Annotated in this window: 19 protein-coding genes; 16 read left to right on the top strand and 3 right to left on the bottom strand. The window is 46.5% G+C overall.

Annotated features, from left to right (window positions below; translation table 11 throughout):
- Window positions 1–17 precede the first annotated feature (17 nt).
- Both QUD86_RS06095 and QUD86_RS06090 read right to left on the bottom strand, forming a co-directional pair.
- On the bottom strand, window positions 18–1,316 hold the full coding sequence (locus tag QUD86_RS06095; protein ID WP_286295904.1) for a polyhydroxyalkanoate depolymerase: 1,299 nt from the start codon (window positions 1,314–1,316) through the stop codon (window positions 18–20).
- A 32-nt stretch (window positions 1,317–1,348) separates the two neighbouring features.
- The gene (locus tag QUD86_RS06090; protein WP_286295902.1) at window positions 1,349–2,548 is read right to left on the bottom strand and encodes an amino acid aminotransferase; all 1,200 of its coding nucleotides are present in this window, start codon (window positions 2,546–2,548) and stop codon (window positions 1,349–1,351) included.
- A 182-nt stretch (window positions 2,549–2,730) separates the two neighbouring features.
- Between QUD86_RS06090 and uvrB the strand changes: the two genes are divergently transcribed.
- From uvrB to QUD86_RS06040, 10 genes are all read left to right on the top strand, one after another.
- The gene (gene uvrB, locus QUD86_RS06085) at window positions 2,731–4,896 is read left to right on the top strand and encodes an excinuclease ABC subunit UvrB (RefSeq protein ID WP_286295901.1); all 2,166 of its coding nucleotides are present in this window, start codon (window positions 2,731–2,733) and stop codon (window positions 4,894–4,896) included.
- Window positions 4,897–5,050: 154 nt separating this feature from the next.
- Window positions 5,051–5,623, top strand: coding sequence for a Fe-S cluster assembly transcription factor (locus QUD86_RS06080; protein WP_286295900.1), 573 nt, complete (start codon window positions 5,051–5,053; stop codon window positions 5,621–5,623).
- 39 nt (window positions 5,624–5,662) lie between these two features.
- Window positions 5,663–6,922 (top strand): IscS subfamily cysteine desulfurase, encoded by a 1,260-nt coding sequence (locus tag QUD86_RS06075; protein ID WP_502928857.1) that lies wholly within the window; start codon window positions 5,663–5,665, stop codon window positions 6,920–6,922.
- 43 nt (window positions 6,923–6,965) lie between these two features.
- Window positions 6,966–7,352 carry a Fe-S cluster assembly scaffold IscU gene (gene iscU / locus QUD86_RS06070; RefSeq protein WP_286295898.1) on the top strand — a complete coding sequence of 129 codons (387 nt, stop codon included), beginning with the start codon at window positions 6,966–6,968 and terminating at the stop codon, window positions 7,350–7,352.
- Window positions 7,353–7,389: 37 nt separating this feature from the next.
- Window positions 7,390–7,713, top strand: a complete 324-nt coding sequence (iscA, locus tag QUD86_RS06065; protein ID WP_286295897.1) for an iron-sulfur cluster assembly protein IscA — start codon at window positions 7,390–7,392, stop codon at window positions 7,711–7,713.
- The gene (gene hscB / locus QUD86_RS06060; RefSeq protein WP_286295894.1) at window positions 7,691–8,218 is read left to right on the top strand and encodes a Fe-S protein assembly co-chaperone HscB; all 528 of its coding nucleotides are present in this window, start codon (window positions 7,691–7,693) and stop codon (window positions 8,216–8,218) included. Before iscA ends, hscB begins: the two co-directional genes overlap by 23 nt.
- A 19-nt stretch (window positions 8,219–8,237) precedes the next feature.
- A complete protein-coding gene (gene hscA / locus QUD86_RS06055; protein WP_286295892.1) occupies window positions 8,238–10,103 on the top strand; it encodes a Fe-S protein assembly chaperone HscA in 1,866 nt (621 codons plus the stop codon).
- An 18-nt stretch (window positions 10,104–10,121) separates the two neighbouring features.
- A complete protein-coding gene (gene fdx / locus QUD86_RS06050) occupies window positions 10,122–10,460 on the top strand; it encodes an ISC system 2Fe-2S type ferredoxin (RefSeq protein ID WP_286295891.1) in 339 nt (112 codons plus the stop codon).
- A gap of 37 nt (window positions 10,461–10,497) precedes the next feature.
- A complete protein-coding gene (locus tag QUD86_RS06045; protein ID WP_286295890.1) occupies window positions 10,498–11,616 on the top strand; it encodes a DUF3300 domain-containing protein in 1,119 nt (372 codons plus the stop codon).
- Window positions 11,617–11,634: 18 nt separating this feature from the next.
- On the top strand, window positions 11,635–12,003 hold the full coding sequence (locus tag QUD86_RS06040; protein WP_286295889.1) for a Rap1a/Tai family immunity protein: 369 nt from the start codon (window positions 11,635–11,637) through the stop codon (window positions 12,001–12,003).
- A gap of 21 nt (window positions 12,004–12,024) precedes the next feature.
- On the opposite strand, the gene QUD86_RS06035 is transcribed toward QUD86_RS06040, so the two are convergent.
- Complete coding sequence (locus QUD86_RS06035) at window positions 12,025–12,936, bottom strand: LysR family transcriptional regulator (protein WP_286295887.1); 912 nt, start codon at window positions 12,934–12,936, stop codon at window positions 12,025–12,027.
- Between the two features lie 82 nt (window positions 12,937–13,018).
- On the opposite strand from QUD86_RS06035, the gene QUD86_RS06030 reads away from it, so the two are divergent.
- The 6 genes from QUD86_RS06030 to QUD86_RS06005 are packed head-to-tail and all read left to right on the top strand — an operon-like array spanning window position 13,019 to window position 17,693.
- Window positions 13,019–13,750 (top strand): succinate dehydrogenase/fumarate reductase iron-sulfur subunit, encoded by a 732-nt coding sequence (locus tag QUD86_RS06030; RefSeq protein WP_286295885.1) that lies wholly within the window; start codon window positions 13,019–13,021, stop codon window positions 13,748–13,750.
- Complete coding sequence (locus QUD86_RS06025; protein WP_286295884.1) at window positions 13,747–14,115, top strand: succinate dehydrogenase; 369 nt, start codon at window positions 13,747–13,749, stop codon at window positions 14,113–14,115. The genes QUD86_RS06030 and QUD86_RS06025 overlap by 4 nt, the downstream gene beginning before the upstream one ends.
- The gene (sdhC, locus tag QUD86_RS06020) at window positions 14,112–14,471 is read left to right on the top strand and encodes a succinate dehydrogenase, cytochrome b556 subunit (protein ID WP_286295882.1); all 360 of its coding nucleotides are present in this window, start codon (window positions 14,112–14,114) and stop codon (window positions 14,469–14,471) included. Before QUD86_RS06025 ends, sdhC begins: the two co-directional genes overlap by 4 nt.
- Window positions 14,472–14,482: 11 nt before the next feature.
- Window positions 14,483–15,358: a fumarate hydratase gene (locus tag QUD86_RS06015; RefSeq protein ID WP_286295879.1), complete on the top strand. Its 876-nt coding sequence runs from the start codon at window positions 14,483–14,485 to the stop codon at window positions 15,356–15,358.
- A gap of 8 nt (window positions 15,359–15,366) precedes the next feature.
- A complete protein-coding gene (locus tag QUD86_RS06010; protein ID WP_286295878.1) occupies window positions 15,367–15,978 on the top strand; it encodes a fumarate hydratase C-terminal domain-containing protein in 612 nt (203 codons plus the stop codon).
- Window positions 15,975–17,693, top strand: coding sequence for an L-aspartate oxidase (locus QUD86_RS06005; RefSeq protein ID WP_286295877.1), 1,719 nt, complete (start codon window positions 15,975–15,977; stop codon window positions 17,691–17,693). The genes QUD86_RS06010 and QUD86_RS06005 overlap by 4 nt, the downstream gene beginning before the upstream one ends.
- Window positions 17,694–17,713 lie beyond the last annotated feature (20 nt).

Below are 17,713 nucleotides of genomic sequence, written 5' to 3'. Positions count from 1 at the left end.
GAGGTCGCGCTGCTAGTTTATGCAGACTTCTTACTTCCCAGCTTTGGCGGCCGCGCTCGGGTTTTCTTCTGAACAGTCTGGTGCTCACGAATAAACGATTTAATTTTTGGGTAGACTTTCTCGCGCCAACGACGACCGGCAAAGATACCGTAGTGCCCGGCCCCAGCAACTTCATAGTGATCTTTATTGGGTTTGGTAATACCCGAACAAAGCGCATGGGCTGCGCGTGTTTGGCCACTACCAGAAATATCATCTAACTCGCCTTCAATACTCAGTAGGGCAGTTTCGGTAATATCTTGAGGCTTCACTAATTTACCTGCCACTTTCCATTTACCATCAGGCAGAGCGTAATCTTGAAAGACTATTTTGATCGTGTCTAGGTAAAACTTCGCATCCATATCAAGGACGGCGTTGTACTCATCATAAAAACGAATATGTGCTTTGACATCTTGCTCATCACCACGCACTAGATTTTGAAAGTAATCCCAGTGAGATTGCATATGATTTCTTGGGTTCATTGCCATAAAGCCAGTGTGCTGCAAGAAGCCAGGGTAGACCTTACGACCTGCACCAGGATAGTTGGGTGGGACGCTGTAAATAACATGACTCTCAAACCACTCAAATGATTTTTGGTCTGCCAAGTCGTTCACTGCCGTTGGAGACTTGCGGGCATCAATTGGGCCGCCCATCATGATCATGGATGCTGGAGTTTTCTCACCCGCAGTAGCCATCAAAGAAATGGCTCCTAAAGTCGGAACTGTAGGCTGACACACTGAAATTACATGAAGATTTTCTGCGCCAATGGTACGGATGAATTCTTGTACATAGTGTACGTAGTCATCTAAACCAAATTCACCATCCGCTAACGGAACAGTGCGAGCATCAATCCAATCAGTAATGTAGACCTTGTGATCTTGCAATAAGGTGCGCACGGTGTCGCGTAATAAGGTGGAGTGATGGCCAGACATAGGCGCAACCACTAAAACGACGGGATCTTCTTTCAGCTTCTTAATGACTTCAACATCATCAGAGTAGCGCTTAAAGCGAATCAATTTACAAAATGGTTTAGTGACAGTAGCGATTTCTTGAATGGCAACTTCACGACCGTGTGCATGCACTGTACGAATACCAAACTCTGGCTTCTTGTAGTCTTTGCCGAGGCGGTAAAGCAACTCGTAACTCGCAGACAATCTCTCAGAGCCAGGAATTTTGGATGCTGGGTTAGAGGCATCAATAAAAGCAGCTGAAGCAGCACGCGCCCAAGAACTGACTGGTTCTAGTAGCGATTTCTGGAACTCATGAAGTTGATATAGCATGTTGCCTCCTGTTAACTCAGTGTAACTGCTGTTTAGGCTAAAACGCGGGCTATCGCTACGGCAGCTTTGTCAATATTGTGAGTATTGAGGGCAGCTACGCAAATACGACCTGTGGAGAGGGCATAAATCCCATCTTCTTTCTGTAAGCGCTCTACTTGTGCGGCAGTTAACCCGGAATAAGAAAACATGCCACGCTGCTTTTCGATAAAGGCAAAATCTTGCTTTACCCCAGCGGCAGCCAGTTTTTGCACCAGTCCTTGGCGCATGGTTTTAATACGATCGCGCATCTGGGCTAACTCATTTTCCCAAAGTTGACGCAACTCAGGCGAATTGAGCACGGCCGCCACAATAGCGGCGCCATGAGTTGGGGGATTGGAATAGTTCGTCCGAATGACCCGCTTTAACTGAGATAGAACGCGAGTGCATTCATCTTTGCTTTGAGTCACGATAGAGAGGGCGCCTACGCGCTCACCGTAGAGTGAGAACGATTTAGAGAAAGAGCTGGAGACAAAGAAAGACATGCCAGAGTCAGCAAATAAACGCACGGCTACGCCATCCTGCTCGATCCCCTCCGCAAACCCTTGATAAGCCATATCCAGAAAAGGAATGAGCTGCTTTGCTTTACAAATAGCAATGACTTGACGCCACTGCGCCTCAGTAATGTCAGCCCCGGTAGGGTTATGGCAGCAGGCATGCAGTAACACGGTAGTGAACTGTGGGAATGACTCTAACGATTTGACCATGCCATCAAAATTGACACCACGAGTCTCTCCGTCGAAGTAGGCATATTCCAGCACCTCAAAACCAGCGGACTCAAAAATACCGCGGTGGTTTTCCCAGGTGGGGTTGCTGATAGCGCAAGGCGCATTGAGGTTCAGGCGCTTAATAAAGTCAGCGCCAACACGCAATGCACCCGTGCCGCCCAGACATTCAGCAGTCACGACACGACCCGCTTCAATCAGTGCAGAGTCAGCGCCAAACAAGAGGTTTTGGACTGCGCTGTTGTAAGGATTTGGTCCTTCGATTGGGATATAGCCGCGCGGGGAGCGCTTAGCCACAATCGCCTCTTCCGCCTTAATTACTGCCTTTAAAAGGGGTACTTTGCCCTCGTCGGTGTAGTACACGCCCACACCTAAGTTCACTTTGTCTGCACGTTGATCGGCGACATAGGCTTCGGTAAGGCCAAAAATAGGATCTTTAGGGGCTAGCTGGACGGAGGCAAACAAGGTCATTGGGAGGTCAGTAAGTAGGTGTTCAGGGTTAAATAATTAGTTAAATCAATGCTTTATCGGTTTAAGGTCGATAGAATTTATTTCAATCTTTGTATTTTGGCATCAGGTTTAGCTATTTCTGCATAAAAACGGCAAAATCATTGTTTGTGAAAAATTCGCTGTGGCTAAAAGCTACATGTGAAATGATAGCTGAGATGCCCCCAAAGTACCCTAAAAAATCCTCCTTAGAGACAGAAAGTGCGATAGCCCCCAAAGCCCAATCCACCATACAAGCTGACCCCTTAGGTGAAGCAGGTCACGATCTCGATCCTGCAAAGTTCGTTTCCTTCCCTGATTCCCCTTTTCATCTGTACCAGCCGTTTCCGCCCGCAGGCGATCAGCCGGCCGCAATCGATGCACTGGTGGCTGGAATAGAGGATGGTCTGACCTTTCAAACGCTGCTGGGCGTTACGGGCTCGGGTAAAACCTTCACGATGGCCAATGTGATCGCCAGAACAGGTCGACCTGCCATTATTTTTGCTCCAAATAAGACTTTAGCTGCGCAGCTCTATAGTGAGTTTCGGGAATTCTTTCCTAAGAATGCAGTCGAGTACTTTGTCAGCTATTACGATTATTACCAGCCTGAGGCTTACGTTCCTACGCGCGATTTATTTATTGAAAAGGACTCGTCCATCAATGAACATATTGAGCAAATGCGACTCTCGGCCACAAAGAGTTTATTAGAGCGTCGCGACGTCATTATTGTTTCAACCGTATCGGCAATTTACGGCATTGGTAACCCGGGCGACTATCACAGCATGGTGATGACATTGCGTCCCGGTGACAAGATGAGTCAGCGCGATATTTTGATGCGTTTAATTGCCATGCAATACGATCGAAATGAAATGGACTTTAAGCGGGGTGTATTTCGAGTGCGTGGCGATACGATTGATATCTTCCCAGCCGAACATAATGAGTTAGCTGTCCGGGTTGAGTTATTTGATGATGAAATCGAAAGTTTGCAATTTTTTGATCCGTTGACAGGCAAAATTCGTCAAAAAATTCCACGCTTTACGGTCTATCCAAGTTCGCACTACGTGACCCCTCGCGATACTGTCTTAAAAGCCATCGAGACAATCAAGGTTGAATTACGACTTCGCTTAGATGAGTTTGTGAAAGATGGCAAGCTTGTAGAGGCGCAACGTCTTGAGCAGCGCACTCGTTTTGATTTAGAAATGCTCAATGAGCTTGGCTTTTGTAAAGGAATTGAAAATTATTCCCGTCACCTGTCAGGGGCCATGCCAGGTGAGGCGCCGCCGACGTTAGTAGACTATCTGCCTAATGATGCACTGATGTTCTTGGATGAGAGTCATGTACTTATTGGACAGCTTAATGCAATGTACAACGGTGATAAATCACGTAAACAAACCTTAGTTGAATTTGGATTTCGGCTGCCATCAGCAATGGATAACCGGCCGCTGAAATTTTCTGAATTTGAAACCAAAATGCGTCAGACCATGTTTGTATCAGCTACCCCAGCAGATTATGAAAATACGCATACTGGACAAGTGGTTGAGCAAGTAGCAAGACCGACTGGATTAGTAGACCCTCAAATTGAAGTTTTACCCGCTAGTACGCAGGTAGATGATTTGCTTGGGCAAATTCATGAACGAGTGAAGGTGCATGAGCGGGTGTTGGTTACGGTCTTAACGAAGCGAATGGCAGAGCAGTTAACCGACTACTTATCAGATCATGGCGTGAAGGTGCGCTATGTGCACTCCGATATTGATACTGTTGAGCGTGTAGAAATTCTGCGCGATTTACGTTTGGGTGTGTTTGATGTTTTGGTGGGAATTAATTTACTACGAGAAGGTTTAGATATTCCTGAGGTTTCTCTCGTCGCCATTTTAGACGCCGACAAGGAAGGTTTCCTACGTTCTGAGCGCAGCTTAATCCAGACGATTGGACGGGCAGCGCGCAACGTTCGCGGCAAGGCTATTCTGTATGCCGACCGCATTACCAATTCTATGCAACGCGCTATGGATGAGACCGACCGTCGCAGAACAAAGCAGGAGGCTTTTAATAAAGCGAATGGCATTGTTCCTCGCGGGGTTAAGAAGCGCATCAAAGACATCATTGACGGCGTTTATGACGTAAAAGAGAAGCGTACAGAAATGCAGGTAGAGCAAGAGCGCGCGCACTACGAGGATATGACCCAAAAAGATCTTTCCAGTGAAATCAAGCGCTTAGAGAAGCAAATGAACACTGAGGCCAAAAATCTTGAGTTTGAAAAGGCGGCCAGTACTCGAGATCGCCTGACCAAAGTTAAGGAGATGGCTTTTGGCGCCAGATCTAGGGATAGTGTCTAAGTAACGCTGCAGACATTAACCCCTTGCTTTGATAGCGAGGTATCAGGGTTTCCCCGTGCAAATTACTGGAGGGTATGGTAAAGTTGAGTGGAATGGTCGGGTATTACCCGCCAGGCTGTTAGCTGTCCATAACAATCCATTACCAAGGTGCCATATGAGACTTACAACAAAAGGTCGTTTTGCAGTAACCGCAATGATTGATTTAGCCCTCCGTGAAACGCACGGACCTGTTACTTTGGCCGGAATTAGCCAACGACAGAAGATTTCCCTTTCTTACTTAGAGCAGTTATTCGGTAAATTGCGCCGATTTAACCTCGTCGAGAGTACCCGTGGCCCAGGCGGTGGTTATACCCTAGCCCGCAAGTCCAACGAGATTAGTGTTGCAGACATTATTGTTGCGGTGGATGAGCCGCTCGATGCCACCCAGTGCGGCGGTAAGGGCAATTGCCAGTCTGATGAAGAAAGCCATGGCCACTGCATGACCCATGATCTTTGGACAAATCTGAACTCCAAGATGGTTGAGTATCTCAGTTCGGTATCTTTGAATGATCTTGTTCAACAGCAAGAGGGTCGCGGCGCAGTGATTCAAGACATGCGACACAAGAAAATTAAAGTTGAAGGTGTCAAGGCTCAAAAATCAGCCCCAGCACTTTCAATTAAAAAAGAGCTTGCTCCCAAGCGGCCCCTAATTAATTCTGTTTTTAATTTAGCTAAGCTAAGTAACTAAACCTAGCAAAGCTCTAACTATTTAACTTATAAGCCAATCATGAACGCACCACAAGACATTCCTCAGCAATCTATACCAATGTTTAGTCCAAAACACTTTCCTGTGTACATGGACTACTCCTCAACCACTCCAATCGATCCCCGTGTCGTGGACAAGATGATGCCTTTTCTGCGCGAGCAGTTTGGTAACGCAGCATCCCGGAGTCATGCTTATGGCTGGGCAGCGGAAGAGGCCGTTGAATGGGCGCGTTCAGAAGTGGCCCAATTGGTACACGCCGATCCACGAGAAATCGTATGGACTAGTGGTGCCACTGAAAGTATTAATTTGGCATTGAAAGGCGCTGCTCACTTTTACAAAGATCGCGGCAATCACATCATTACCGTCAAGACTGAGCACAAGGCCACACTAGACACTTGCCGCGACTTAGAGCGCGAAGGTTTCGAGGTGACCTATTTAGACGTGCTGCCTAATGGCTTGATTGACTTTGAGCAACTCAAAGCGGCAATGAAGCCGGGAACTATTTTGACTTCAGTCATGTATGTCAATAACGAAATTGGTGTAATTCAAGACATACCTGCGATTGGTGAGCTCTGCCGTGAGCGTGGCGTTATTTTGCACGTTGATGCAGCGCAGGCTACCGGTAAGGTTGAGATTGATTTAGAAAACACCAAAGTAGATCTAATGAGCTTCTCAGCCCACAAGAGTTATGGTCCAAAGGGAATGGGCGCTTTATTTGTCCGTCGTAAGCCCCGCATCCGGATTGAGTCTCAGATTCATGGTGGTGGTCATGAGCGCGGTATGCGCTCAGGCACTTTGGCGGTGCACCAAATTGTGGGTATGGGCGAAGCCTTCCGTTTTGCTCGTATCGAAATGGCCGAAGAAAATAAACGCATCCGTGCCTTACGCGATCGTTTATTGGCAGGCTTAAAAGATATCGAAGAAGTGTATGTCAACGGCGATATGGATACTCGTGTTCCCCATAATCTCAACATTAGTTTTAACTATGTTGAAGGTGAGTCGATGTTGATGGCGTTGAAAGATTTAGCGATTTCTTCAGGTTCTGCCTGTACCTCCGCTTCCTTAGAGCCTTCTTATGTGTTGCGTGCGCTGGGTCGAAATGATGAGCTGGCACATAGTTCGATTCGCTTTACTTTAGGCCGCTTTACTACAGAAGAAGAAGTGGACTTCACAATTAAGTTGGTGAAAGAGAAGATCGCGAAGTTGAGAGAGCTTTCACCATTGTGGGAAATGTTTAAGGATGGTATTGATATCAGCACCATTCAATGGGCTGCGCATTAATCAGCTTTTAACAGCAATATAGAACAGTTAATAAGGAAATATCATGGCTTATAGCGACAAAGTAATCGACCATTATGAAAACCCCCGTAATGTGGGTTCTTTTGAAAAAGGTGATGACCAGGTTGGTACCGGTATGGTTGGTGCGCCAGCTTGCGGTGACGTCATGAAATTGCAGATCCGCGTGAATGATCAAGGTGTGATTGAGGACGCTAAATTCAAGACCTATGGTTGTGGTTCAGCGATTGCCTCATCCTCTTTGGTAACAGAGTGGGTTAAAGGCAAAACCTTAGACCAAGCTTTAGAGATTAAGAACTCATTGATTGCTGAAGAATTGGCTTTGCCACCAGTAAAAATTCACTGCTCTATTTTGGCGGAAGATGCCATCAAGGCAGCAGTGGCTGATTACAAAGAAAAGCATCCTGTTCAGTAATTGTTTAGTAAAAATGCTTAAAGAATAGGTTCTCAATATGGCTATTACCCTTACCGACAAAGCAGCAAAGCATGTTCAGCGTAATTTAGATAAGCGCGGAAAAGGCTGCGGCTTACGTTTGGGTGTTCGCACTACTGGATGCTCGGGCTTGGCTTACCAGCTCGAATATGTCGATGATGCCGCTCCAGAAGATACTCGATTTGAGTCTAATGGAATTGTGATTTTTGTCGACCCAAAGAGCTTGGCTTATCTAGATGGTACCGAACTGGATTTTGTGCGTGAGGGCCTGAATGAAGGCTTCAAGTTCCAAAATCCAAATATGAAAGACGAGTGTGGTTGTGGCGAATCCTTCCGCGTCTGAAGATTACTTTCGTTTTTTTGGTGTAGAGCAGCAATTCAATATAGATTTAGCGGCGCTGGATCAGGCCTATCTCGCGATTCAGAAGCAGGTACACCCAGACCGCCATGCTCGTGGTAGCGATACCGAGCAGCGATTGGCTATGCAAATGACAACCTTTGCGAATACCGCCTTTCAAACCCTGAAGCATCCGATTCAGCGTGGTTTGTATCTTTGTCAACTGCATGGAGTGGATGCCCATCTTGAGACAAACACCGCAATGCCAGCGGCTTTTTTGATGAAGCAGATGGCTTGGCGCGAGAGTCTTGAGGAGTCTGAACATGATTTTGCAGCGCTGGAAGCTCTCACTGAAGAAGTAAATGCTTCCAAGAAAGAAACTCTCGCAGAAATTGGGCAGGCAATTGATGGTGCCAAGAATTACCATCGCGCTGCCGAATTACTGAGAGGCCTCCTTTTTATCGATAAGTTTGCGCTTGAGCTAGATGACGCCATCTCCGCTTTAGCATAGCTTTAAACTCTAGTTCTCCATGGCCCTATTACAAATTTCTGAACCCGGTAAATCACTTGCTCCGCATCAGCGTCGTATTGCAGTAGGCATTGATTTGGGTACTACCAATTCTTTGGTGGCAATAGTGCGCGACGCTTTGCCTAAAGTGCTTCCTGATGCAGAAGGGCGAGAGCTACTTCCTTCGGTAGTGCGCTATTTACCCAATGGCCGAACTCAAGCTGGCTTCGAGGCGCTCGAGAGCATTGTCTCTGATCCTAAAAATACCATTGCATCGGTTAAGCGTTTTATGGGTCGAGGCATCATGGATGTCGAGAATATTGAAAGCGCACCTTACGACTTTGTCGATGAGCCTGGCATGTTGAAATTGAGAACCGTGGCTGGCGATAAGAGTCCGATTGAGGTCTCGGCAGAAATTTTAGCGCGCTTGCGTCAGCTAGCAGAAGATTCTGTCAATGATGAAATTGTTGGCGCTGTGATTACCGTGCCGGCTTACTTTGATGATGCTCAGCGTCAAGCCACTAAAGATGCAGCTAAGTTAGCGGGTATTGAAGTCTTGCGCTTACTCAACGAGCCTACTGCTGCAGCAATTGCATATGGTCTAGATAATGCATCTGAGGGTATTTATGCGGTATACGATTTAGGCGGCGGTACCTTTGATATCTCCATTCTGAAAATGAGTAGAGGGGTATTTGAAGTGCTCTCTACTGGTGGAGACTCTGCTTTAGGGGGTGATGACTTTGATCATCGTCTATATTGCTGGGTTATTGAGCAGGCTAATCTAGCGCCTCTGAGTATTCAGGATCATCGTAAACTTTTGCTGTCTTGTAAGCATGCTAAAGAATTGCTCAGCCATAATCCATTAGCGCACGTTCATGAAATACTCGTGGATGGAACAGTTGTTAATGTGGGTATTAGTCAGGCCCAAATCTTTGAGATCACTCAACATTTAGTTAATAAGACGCTGGTGGCAGTAAAAAAGGCATTGCGTGACGCCGGCCTAAAAGCAGAAGAAGTTAAAGGCGTAGTGATGGTCGGTGGCGCAACTCGTATGCCTCATGTGCAACGTGCTGTCGGCGAACTTTTTGGCAGTAAGCCACTCAATAATTTAAATCCTGATCAGGTGGTTGCATTAGGCGCTGCTATGCAGGCTGATTTGCTTGCTGGTAATCAAAGTAAGGATGACGAGTGGCTCTTATTGGATGTCATTCCCCTTTCTCTTGGTATTGAGATGATGGGTGGCTTAGTAGAAAAAATCATTCCACGCAACACCCCCATACCAGTCGCACGCGCACAGGATTTCACGACCTTTAAAGATGGACAAACTGCTTTAGCTGTTCAGGTAGTTCAAGGTGAGCGTGAGCTTGCGCAAGACTGCCGCTCCTTAGCGAAGTTTGAGTTGCGCGGTATTCCGGCAATGGCTGCTGGCGCTGCTCGTATTCGGGTGACATTTCAAGTCGACGCAGATGGCCTATTATCTGTCAGTGCAATGGAGCAGGGATCAGGTGTCCAAGCCTCCATTGATATTAAGCCTTCTTATGGTTTAACGGATGCAGAAATTGCTCGTATGCTGAAGGATGGATTTGCTTCTGCAAAAATCGATCTTCTGGCAAGATCTTTGCGTGAAGAGCAAGTGAATGCGCAGCGTTTATTGGATGCCGTGCAAACAGCACTCGACTCTGATCGCGCGCTACTCAGTTCCGAAGAGCAGATTGTTGTTGATCAAGAGATGCGCAATCTCCAAAAAATTCTTCAAGATGAAACCGACAGTGCAGTTCTCAGAAAAGCAGTAGATCATGCCGCAAAAGCGAGCGATGAGTTTGCCCAGAGGCGCATGAACGCGAGTATTAAGCGAGCTCTAGCTGGTAAGAATGTTGCTGAAATTTAATTAAAGAAAATATCGAAGATGACCCAGATTGTTGTTTTACCTCATAGTGAATATTGTCCCGAAGGTACGGTGCTCGAAGTAACTCCTGGCACGTCGATTTGCGAGGCTTTACTAGAAAACCATATCCCGATTGAGCATGCTTGCGATATGGTGTGTGCTTGCACTACGTGCCACGTCATTGTGAAAGAGGGCTATCAAAGCCTTAACACGCCGGATGAAAACGAAGAGGACTTGCTCGATCGTGCGTGGGGGCTTAAGCCTCAATCTCGTCTTTCTTGTCAGGCCATTGTGGCTCGTGAGAATCTGGTAATTGAGATACCGAAATACACCATCAATCATGCCAAAGAGAATCATTAAACTAGCAGTATTGAACATAAGAGAGGCGGCGTTCTTGATGAAGACTCAACTCAAAATAGGATGTTCGATTGCTTGCGCAGTTTTTCTAGTGGCCTGCGCTAATAATGGCGATCCTTACTCTCAGACCACCCCTTTTCCTCAGAGTTATACGCAGAGCACTGCCTATGACAGTGCTCCACAGCGGATATCCTCCGCCCAATTGCAGTCACTCGTTTCTCCCATTGCACTTTACCCAGATTCATTGCTGTCGTTAATGCTGCTTGCGTCTACTTATCCGCTTGAGGTAGCTGAAGCCTACAACTGGCGCAGAGGAAACTCTGGCTTAAGCGGCTCAGCATTGCAAAATGCCTTAAAAGCGCAGTCATGGAACGATAGTGTCAAATCTTTGATCTCCTTTCCACAGGCCTTTAATATGATGGGGAGTCAATTGCAGTGGACTCAGAATCTCGGTAATGCCTATAAATTACAAGCTGCAGACACAATGCAAGCTGTTCAGGTTTTACGTAAACGCGCTACTCAAGCAGGAACTTTGAAATCGAATCAGCAGATGACTGTTAGTGTAGACGCTAGCAGTAATATTTTGATTCTTCCTGCTAATGCACAAGTGGTGTATGTGCCAAGCTATAACCCCACAGTAGTCTATGGTGCCTGGCCCTATCCTGAATATCCACCTTATCCTGCTTACAACCCAGCATGGGGTGCAATGTCTTTTGGCTTGGGTCTTGCTGTAGGTGAGTCATTTTGGTCTACACCAAGTTGGTCTAATGGCACGATTAATGTCAATAACACCAACGCATCTACAAGGTCCTCCAGGGGTGTAATTGGGCCAAGCAGCATTCAGAATCAACAGCGCCTACTGAGTGATTGGAAAAATAACGCCACTCCTCAGGATCGACAAGATGTGAAGTCAGCAGGGCAGAAGGCTAATACCGCATTTCAAAAAGATGCAACGCCCCAAGAGCGCGCTCAAGCAAATCAGCTCAATCAAGAGGCGCGCAACGATCAGCAGCGGGATAGAGCAAATCCAAATAATGATCGAGAAGCTGCACAAGAAAATATGATGAGAGATCAGGCTCGGAATGATCGCTTTGCCGATAGTCGATATGGCAGCCGAGGTGGATTTGGTGGCGGTCACATGGGTGGATTTAGGCGCTAACTTGAAGAAGACATTGCCATGAATAAATTTCGAATGATATTGCTTGTAGCAGGAATGGGGCTATTGCCTTATTCCAATACTTTTTCTCAAGTGAATCTACCTCAGAATGATGCCTCTACTCAGGCTCTGGTAGAGCTTTGTAAAGAGACCAGCGATATAGATGCGCAAAACTTTTGTTTTGGATTCGGGGAGGGCGTTTATCAAGCTTATTTGTCTAATCTTGATTCAAAACGTAAGCCTAGTATTTGTTTCTCGTCAAAGACTGGCACCAGAGAGGCTATTTTGCAGGAGTTTTTGACCTGGAATCAGACTCATCCTCAGTTTAATCAAGAGCGAGCAGCTAAATCATTGATGCGTTTTTTTACAGAGCGGTATCGATGTCAGTAGTTTGAGGTCCCTCGTGAATACTCATTTTTGAGTGTCTCGAAGATGTGCCACCTTTGGGTTAAATTGCTCTAAAAAGAGCCTTTTAATTTCTTGCGTCATATTCTGACGAGAATGTTTCCGTCTTTCTAGCAACCCTACTTTTCTGTGGATTGTTTTTCCAGAAAGCGGTGATATTGCTAATTGGCGATCATCTTGCCAAGCGATATTGGCGAGTTTTGGAATGATTGAGAAACCATGACCCTGTCTAACTAGCTCAATAATTGCCTCAACTGAATTCAGCTCCATACTTTCTTGAATGATAAGCTTATTCGATTTGATCGTTTGATCTACAAGATGCCCGGTCCAAGTGTTTCTCTCAAAACGAATAAATGGCAATTCGCCCGATAGTTCTCTGGGCGTGCGTTTGATTTTGCTCTTGAGGTTGGGATAAATTAGAATCATGGGCTCGGTGTAGAGCTCAGTCCACTGAATGTTTTGGGGTAAGGTATATGGAGACTCAGTCACAATAGCGGCATCGAGTGTCCCCTCAATTAGTTGATCTAAAAAATTATTGGATAAGCCAGCAATCAGCTTAATTTCTAGATTGGGATATTGTTTTTTTATTTGATTTAAGGTGCTACCGAAGGCTCCCATCAGAGTAGATACAAGCGCCCCCAAAACTAGTGTTCCACTTAAGTCTGACTTGAAGTTTGACCCCAAAGACTCATATCGAGCAACAATTTCTTGGATAGGCTCAATCATGGCTCTACCGTGGTGATTTAGGGTAAGGGAGCGTTTAGTCCGATCAAATAACTCGACTCCAATCTCCGCTTCTAGTATTTGCAGTTGCTGTCCGGCAGCGGCTGCAGTTAAGCTAATCTCCTTAGCTGCAGCAGCAACGCTTTTATGCCTTGCGATAACGAGAAAGTTCTTTAGTATTCGAATGCTGGACATGGGTATCTATATAAAATAATTTTTTATTTCAAAGAAAATTATATTCGATTTATTTTTTATAATCTACCGATATAATTCACTCATGTCAAATACAAATCTCAAAGTCAAAGTATGGCGCGGTGCCCAAGAGGGTGAGTTTGTTGAGTACCCAGTGCCCCGCAACCCCAATCAAACCGTTTTGGATGTGGTTACCTACATCCAGCGACAGTTAGATCCAACACTTAGTTACCGCTTTGCTTGTCGCGTGGGTATGTGCGGATCCTGCGCAATGACGGTCAACGGCGTAGCCCGCTGGACCTGTCGAACCCATGTGTCTCAGATACTGGATGGGGATACTTTAGAGATTGCCCCTTTAAATAATTTGCCAGTGATCAAAGATCTGGCAACGGATATGCGTGAGTTCTTTAATAAATGGAAGGGTGCGGTTGGATTCTTCAAGGGCGAAAAAACCCGGCATGATGATTTTGCGAAGGTTGAGCCAGAGTCTGAGGAGAGACAACTTGCTAATGCGGGTATTGAATGTATCGGCTGCGCTGTTTGTTATGCCTCATGCGATGTGGTTGCAAGCCGCACCGATTATCTAGGTCCTGCAGCATTAAATCGTGCTTGGACACTCACCAATGATGTGCGCGATATCCAGCAGTTAGATCGATTGCGTGCGGTGGCTGGGGATGCTGGTTGTCACACTTGCCACACTCATGGCAGCTGTACAGAGCGCTGCCCAAAACAGTTATCACCTACAGCCGGCATTTCTGGATTAAAGAGGCTGGTAGCAAGTGCTGCGGTACGCGGTAGTAAGTGGGGGAAATTATGAGTGTTGCCATCAACAGCAGCGCTATCTTGCAGGCTAAGCTTTGGTACGCACAACGCATGAGCGCAATGGTGCTGGGCTTGTGTGTTGCAGTGCATTTATTCATCATGTTCTATGCCATCCGAGGTGGCTTGACTGCTGGCGAGATTCTAGGGCGAACTCAAGGCAATTGGTTTTTTGCCATTTTTTATGAGGTATTTGTACTGGCTTGTTTCGTACATGCGCCGATTGGCGTCGCTAACATTTTGCGAGAAAATTTTGCGCATTCTCCTAAGGTAATGATCTTGCCATGGTTGCTAGCCGCTCTGATTCTAGTCTTGGGAAGCGCTGCTGTGATTGGCGTTTTTACTGGTGGGGTAGGGCGATGAGCAATAGACCAACAATAGATCATCGGGCCAAATCCCATTCGTCCTACTGTATTTATATGGCGCATCGTATCTCGGGACTGCTGCTGGCTTGCTTCTTGCCGATCCACTTCTTTTTACTGTCACAGTCCTTATTTGGTGCAAGTGAATTAGATCGGTATTTAAAGCTGACGGATTTTTGGGTGGTCAAGGTCGGAGAATGGGGTCTCGTAACGCTGTTAACTATTCATCTGGTTGGCGGAGTTCGTCTGCTGATCATTGAGTTTGGCGCATGGCGTGGATTACGTAAAGGTTGGATTCAGGCTGCAATTGTGCTGTCGATTATTTCCGGCCTTTTATTTTTAGCATTAGCAGATTAATCGGGGGCAATATGCAATTACAGATGAGCATGGTGGAAGAGGCCTGCAAAGAGCTATATATTCGGGCCTTGAAGGTTCTGCCAGATGATGTTAAAGCCGGTATTGAGCGCCTCAATAATGATGAAACAGATGCACGCGCTCAAGTCGTTTTGAAAACCATGATCACCAATATAGCGGTGGCAGAGCGTGAAGATAACTTACTCTGTCAAGATACTGGCCTACCTATTTATAAGGTAAAAATTGGCAGTAATGTTCAGTTTGATGGCATGGAGTTAAAGGCTGCAATCCGTAAAGGTTGTGAGCGTGCCACTACCGAGCATCCTTTGCGATCTTCCGTGGTTCATCCCATTACCAGAAAAAATAATCACACTTCCTGCGGCATTGATATGCCAGCAATTAGCATCGATTATTGCGATGGAGATGAGATACTTGAAATTGAAATGATTCCAAAGGGAAGCGGTTCAGAGAATAACTCCTTTTTGAAGATGGCCATTCCAGCTGATGGTATTAAAGGTGTAAAAGCATTTGTGATTGAGAGCGTCGTTTCTGCTGGTGGAAAGACTTGCCCTCCGACGATTGTTGGGGTTGGGGTGGGCGGTACTTCAGAGCAATGCGTTGCAATGGCAAAGCGGGCGGCAACTCGAGCTTTGGGGAGTGTATGCACAGATGAAGAAGGCGCTAAGCTAGAGACAGAATTAACTGCCGCAGTAAATCAACTCGGCATTGGCCCTCAGGGATTAGGCGGAGATGGCACGGCCTTTGCAGTTCATGTAGAACTAGCCCATACGCACATCACCCTTAATCCAGTGGCAGTGAACATGCAATGCCATTCCGCCCGCAGAGCGCGAGCTACTTTTACGCCTAGCGGCGTTACTTACGGATTCTAGGAAGACAAATGGCCCATTACAACCTTCCAACTCCCGTCAGTGAAGCAGATATTCGTAAGCTACGCATTAATGACACCGTCACCTTGCAAAATACTTTATTTGGTATTCGTGATGCGACGCAAATTCATTTATTTGATCACGGACGAAAAACCCGCTTTGATCTTCATGGCCATGCGGTCATCCACACAGCTCCAAACGTGCGTAAAGTTCCAGTGAGTGAAGCCTATCCAGCCGGTTACCAGCCTATTTGCATTGGTACGACAACCTCAGACCGTATGGAGCGTTTTACACGCCCACTCATGATGGAAAATGGCGTGCGTATGATTGTTGGCAAAGGTGGAATGCGCGAAGGATCTGCTGCTGCGTTTCAGGAAATCGGTGGCGTATATCTAGCCATTATTGGCGGTACTGCGGCACTGGAAACGACCTGGATTGAGCAAATTGAGGATGTGGATATGGATGATCTCAATCCCGAGTCGCTTTGGCGCTTCAAGATTAAAGACTTTGGGCCATTGCTAGTGGCAATGGATAGTCATGGCGGCAGCATTTATAAAGAAGTCAAGGCAGAGGTCGATCGCAAAAAAGAAGCGGTTTTAAAAAGTTTAGGAATTACCTCATGAGCTTACAAACGATTGAAACGGATATTCTGATTCTGGGTTCCGGAGGCGCTGGACTCTTTGCCGCATTGCATGCGCATCAAACCAATCCTGAGCTTCGTATCACCATCGCGGTAAAGGGTTTGCTGGGCAAGTGTGGATGTACTCGGATGGTTCAAGGTGGGTATAACGTAGCCTTGGCAGAAGGTGATTCTGTTGAACGCCATTTTATGGATACGATTGAGGGTGGCAAATGGCTATCTGATCAAGAGCTCGCATGGACATTAGTGAGTAAGGCGGTTGAGCGCATTCATGAGCTTGAGAATGAGTTGGGCTGTTTCTTTGATCGAAATCCAGATGGCACCGTTCATCAGAAAGCATTTGCGGGCCAAACTTTTGATCGCACCGTGCATAAAGGTGACTTAACCGGTATCGAAATTATCAATCGCTTGGCTGAACAGGTCTGGTCAAGAGGTATTGATCGCCTAGAAGAGCATCGTGCAATTGAATTGATTCATAGTGAAGACGGTAAGTCGCTTGCCGGTGTCTTGATGCTGAACATGCAGACGGGAGAATTTACATTAGTACGTGCGAAAGCAGTGTTGCTCGCCACAGGTGGTGGACCAACTATGTACAAATACCACACCCCTTCTGGCGATAAGAGTTGTGATGGTTTGGCCATGGCATTGCGCGCAGGGCTAACGTTGCGGGATATGGAGATGGTGCAATTTCATCCTACCGGCATGTTGGCTGGGCCCGGAACCAGAATGACGGGCACCGTTTTAGAGGAAGGCCTCAGAGGCGCAGGCGGCTATTTACTCAATGGCAATCATGAGCGTTTCATGAGTAACTATGATCCCCGCAATGAACGAGCTACAAGAGATATTGTCTCAAGATCAATTAATTCAGAAATACGAGCAGGCAGAGCCACACCGAATGGGGGCGTCTATATTCAAATGAGCCACCTTGGCCCGGATAACGTCCGTAAGCAATTTAAAGGCATGGTTGAGCGTTGCGCTGACAGTGGCTTTGATTTGGCTGAAGATTTGGTTGAGGTCGTACCGACCGCCCATTACATGATGGGTGGCTTGGTATTTAGAAAAGACTGCAGTACCGATTTACCGGGATTATTTGCTGCTGGCGAAGATACCGGCGGTGTTCATGGTGCAAACCGTCTTGGCGGTAATGGCGTTGCTAACTCAACAGTATTTGGCGGTATTGCTGGCGAGGTAATGGCGCAGTGGGTCACGTCTCAGAAGTTGCAGCCCTGCAATATGCATGAGGTAAATGACAGTATCCAAGCGCATGAAGCTCCCTTACAAAAGCCTGCTGGAGATATTGAGAAAATACGCGATGCCTTGGCAGAATGCATGTGGAGTGATGTGGGCATCTCACGCACAAAAGAAAGTTTGCTGCGAGCACGCGATGAATTAGCGGATTTGGGCAAGCAGCTGGAACAAATGGGGGTAGGGAATATTCAACGTCAATACAGCGTTACGTGGCAAGATTGGATGAACTTACAGAATTTGATTTTGGTTAGTCAGGCGGTAACCGATGCGGCTATCTCTCGTGAAAATTCCAGGGGAGCACATTATCGCGATGACTTCCCAGATCCAGGATCGCTTGAGGAGTCCTACTTTACTGCGGTACATTTGGATCAGGCGGGATTACATATTGAAAATAGGCCAGTGCTATTTACGATGATTAAGCCAGGTCAAATTATCTTAGTTGAGAGCTGATTATTTTTGACTTAATCGAG

Source organism: Polynucleobacter sp. TUM22923, from assembly GCF_030295705.1.
Taxonomy (GTDB): Bacteria; Pseudomonadota; Gammaproteobacteria; order Burkholderiales; family Burkholderiaceae; genus Polynucleobacter.
This window is presented reverse-complemented; position numbering and strand designations above follow the sequence as displayed.